The sequence below is a fragment of the Streptomyces sp. NPDC091416 genome (assembly GCF_044756845.1).
Lineage (GTDB): Bacteria > Actinomycetota > Actinomycetes > Streptomycetales > Streptomycetaceae > Streptomyces.
The window spans coordinates 103,753-107,172 of the sequence record NZ_JBIVTU010000019.1 but is presented as its reverse complement, the minus strand read 5'-3'; the positions used below and the strand labels follow the sequence as shown (position 1 = coordinate 107,172).

Sequence of the window (3,420 nt, the reverse complement as noted above, 5' to 3'; positions counted from 1 at the left end):
GGGGGGGGGGGTTGGGGGTGGGGGGGGGGGGGGCGGCGCGGCGCGGGGGGGGGGGGGGGGGGGCCCCCCCCCCCCCGGGGGGGGGGGGGGCGGGGGGCGCCCCCCCCCCCCCGCCCGCGTTTCCCGCCGCCTCCCGGCACCCCTTCTCGTCCTCTTGACGATATGCCGCACGCCCTCATATCGTCTTCATGACGAGAACGAGGGGGTCCCCACCATGGCCGACATCACCCGGCGCTTCGGCTGGCGCCATCTGCGCTCAGCTCCCACCGCCCACATCCGCCACCACAAGCGCGGCCGACTGGCCCATGACGGGGCGGGGCTGAGCTTCTGGTACCGGTCGCTGAGCGCCGCGCTCTCCGAGGTCCCGGTCAACGACCGCGAGCTGGCCATGGCGTTCCACGCCCGTACGGCCGACTTCCAGGACGTCACCGTGCAGGCCACCGTCACGTACCGGATCAGCGATCCGGCCGAGGCGGCCGCACGCCTCGACTTCTCCGTCGACCCCGACACCGGCGCCTGGCGCGGCGCCCCGCTGGAGCAGATCGCGACGCTGCTCACCGAGACGGCCCAGCAGCACACCCTGGACGTCCTGGCCCGCACCCCGCTGGCCGCCGCGCTGGTGGACGGTGTCGCCTCGGTACGCGAACGAGTGGCGGCCGGCCTCGCCGGTGAACCCAGGCTCCCCGCCACCGGCATCGACGTGGTGGCCGTGCGCGTCGTCGCCATCCGCCCCGAGGCCGAGGTCGAGCGCGCGCTGCGCACCCCCGCCCGCGAGCAGATCCAGCAGGAGGCCGACCGGGCCACCTACGAACGCCGGGCCGTGGCCGTCGAGCGCGAGCGGGCGATCGCCGAGAACGAGCTGGCCAGCCAGATCGAGCTCGCCCGGCGCGAGGAACAGCTCGTCGAGCAGCGCGGCACCAACACGCGCCGGGAGGCGGAGGAGCACGCGGCGGCCGACGCCGTGCGCGCCGAGGCCGAAGCCGCGCGCACGGTGCGCCTGGCACGCGCCGAGGCGGAGGCGGCCCGCGAGGTCGGCGCGGCCCGCGCCGAGTCGCAGGCGGCCTGGCTCCGGGTGCACGGCGAGGTCGAGTCCGCGACGCTGCACGCACTGGCCGCGACGAGGCTCGCCGAGAACCTGCCGCGCATCGACAGCCTGACCCTCTCCCCCGACGTCCTCACCGGCCTGCTCACCAGGCTCGGCCGGACCGCGCCGGAGACCCGGGCGTGAGCCTGGCCCCGCGGGCGGTCCTGGTCCACCGCACCACCGAGTACGAGGAGTTGCTGGCCCGGCACGGCACGCACGGCCAGGCGGCCTTCTTCCTCTCCAGCCGCGGCCGGTCCATCGACGAGGTGGCCCGGCGGCATCGGCGGACCCAGCAGGCGCTGGCCGACGTGGCGGCGGCGGTTCCGCTCCAGTGGCGCCACTCGCGGGTGGAGCGGGCGGATCTGGACCGGTTCCTGTTCGCTCCCGAGGACGTGGTGGTCGTCGTCGGCCAGGACGGGCTGGTCGCCAACGCCGCCAAGTACCTCTCCGGCCAGCCGGTCGTGGGCATCGACACCGACCCCGGCCGCAACCCCGGAGTCCTGGTCCGCCACCGTCCCGGCGACGCGGCGGCCCTCCTGCGGGCAGCCGTGGCACCGGGCGGCGCGGCGGACGAGCTCACCATGGTGGAGGCGGTGGCCGACGACACCCAGCGACTGCTGGCCCTCAACGAGATCTACCTCGGCCCGGCCGGGCACCAGACGGCGCGCTACCGGCTCGGGGCCGGACCGGCCGACTCCCCCGCCGAGTCGCAGGCCTCGTCCGGTGTCCTGGTCGGCACGGGCACCGGCGCCACCGGATGGCTGCGTTCCGTGTGGCAGGAGCGCCGCAGCCCGCTCGCCCTGCCCGCCCCGACCGACCCCCGGCTGCTCTGGTTCGTCCGGGAGGCCTGGCCGTCGCCGGCGACGGGCACCTCGCTGGTCTCGGGTGAGCTGGGCAGCGGCCAGGGTCTGCGGCTGACCGTCGAGTCCGACCGGCTGGTCGTCTTCGGTGACGGCATGGAGGCCGACGCGCTGGAGCTGACCTGGGGCCAGACCGTACGCCTCGGCATCTCGGCCACCGCGCTGCGGCTGGCGGTCTGACCGCAGCGGGGCCGCGCGCACCGGGCCCGTACGCTCGATGCCTCGTACCGGTCACCGAACCTCGAAGGAGCACCATGGACACGGTCCCCGCCCGCAACTCCCGTCCGCCCCTGGCCCAGGCGGCGCTGGGTGTCGGGGTCGTGGTGCAGGACGGGCGGGGGCGGATCCTGCTCGGGCGGCACCACAGCGGCACCTGGGAACTGCCCGGCGGCAAGGTCGATCCGACGCACGAGTCGATCGCGGCGGCGGCCGTGCGCGAGCTGCGGGAGGAGACGGGGCTGGAGGCCGCCGCACACGAGGTACGCGTCTTCGCGATGCTGCACGACGCGGTCCACGGGATCAACCGGGTGACGATGGCCGCGCTGGTGGCTGTCGAGGACGGCACCGCGCGGGTGACCGAACCCCACCTCATCAGCACCTGGCAATGGATCCGGCCCGAGGATCTGCCCGCACCGCTCTTCGATCCTTCGGCACAGATCATCGCGGCCTGGCGCCCCGACCTCGGGATCGCGCACCCGCCCGTGCACCGGCTGGACATCGCGACGGGCAGCGCCCGAAGCGCCGGAGGCGCCGAAGATCCCGACACCACTCAGGCACAGCCCTATATCCCTTAATCATTTGCCTAGGGCTCATAGGCAGAGCTAGCGTCGTCGTCATGAAGGCCGTGACCGAGCAGGACATCCGCACATCGTTCGTCAATTGCTCCAAGGGGGAAGCGGGGCGTCTGCCGCTGCCCCGCGATCTCGACGAGCTGCCCTGGGACGATCTCGACTTCCTGGGGTGGCGTGATCTCTCCGCCCCCGGGCGGAGCTACATCGTCACCGAGCACGAGGGCCGCCTGACCGGCATCTCGCTGCGCTTCCCCTCCCAGCAGCGCGGGTTCCTCCACCGCAGCATGTGCTCGCTGTGTCTGACCACGCACCCGGGCAGCGGGGTGTCGCTGCAGACGGCCCGCAAGGCGGGCCCGGCGGGACGCGACGGAAACTCGGTCGGCCTGTACATGTGCACCGACCTGGCCTGTTCGCTCTATGTGCGGGGGAAGAAGGCCGTGGCCTCGGGCGCCCGTTTCAAGGAGTCGCTGACCATGGAGGAGCAGATCGCCCGTACAAAGGCGAATCTCTCGGCGTACGTCGCCAAGCTCTTCGGCTGAGCAGGGCGGGCACGGCCGTGGCCCCCCCCCCCGCGGCCCGGGGGGGGCCCCCCCCCCGCCCCCCCCCCCGCCCGGCGCCCGGCCCCGGCGCGGGCGCCGGCGCAGTACGGGGGGGCGCGGATCGCGGCCGCCCACGCCCCCCCGCC

At 74.9% G+C, this 3,420-nt stretch carries 4 protein-coding genes; all 4 read left to right on the top strand.

The annotated features are described in order from the left end of the window. Positions 1-214: 214 nt before the first annotated feature. A complete protein-coding gene (locus tag ACIQMX_RS37540) occupies positions 215-1,228 on the top strand; it encodes an SPFH domain-containing protein (RefSeq protein ID WP_402484983.1) in 1,014 nt (337 codons plus the stop codon). Next, positions 1,225-2,124 carry a hypothetical protein gene (locus ACIQMX_RS37535; RefSeq protein WP_402484981.1) on the top strand — a complete coding sequence of 300 codons (900 nt, stop codon included), beginning with the start codon at positions 1,225-1,227 and terminating at the stop codon, positions 2,122-2,124. The genes ACIQMX_RS37540 and ACIQMX_RS37535 overlap by 4 nt, the downstream gene beginning before the upstream one ends. Positions 2,125-2,198: 74 nt before the next feature. Next, complete coding sequence (locus tag ACIQMX_RS37530) at positions 2,199-2,738, top strand: NUDIX hydrolase (protein ID WP_402484979.1); 540 nt, start codon at positions 2,199-2,201, stop codon at positions 2,736-2,738. A gap of 41 nt (positions 2,739-2,779) precedes the next feature. Further along, entirely contained in the window at positions 2,780-3,274 is a 495-nt protein-coding gene (locus ACIQMX_RS37525) for an FBP domain-containing protein (protein WP_363076680.1), read from the top strand. Positions 3,275-3,420 lie beyond the last annotated feature (146 nt).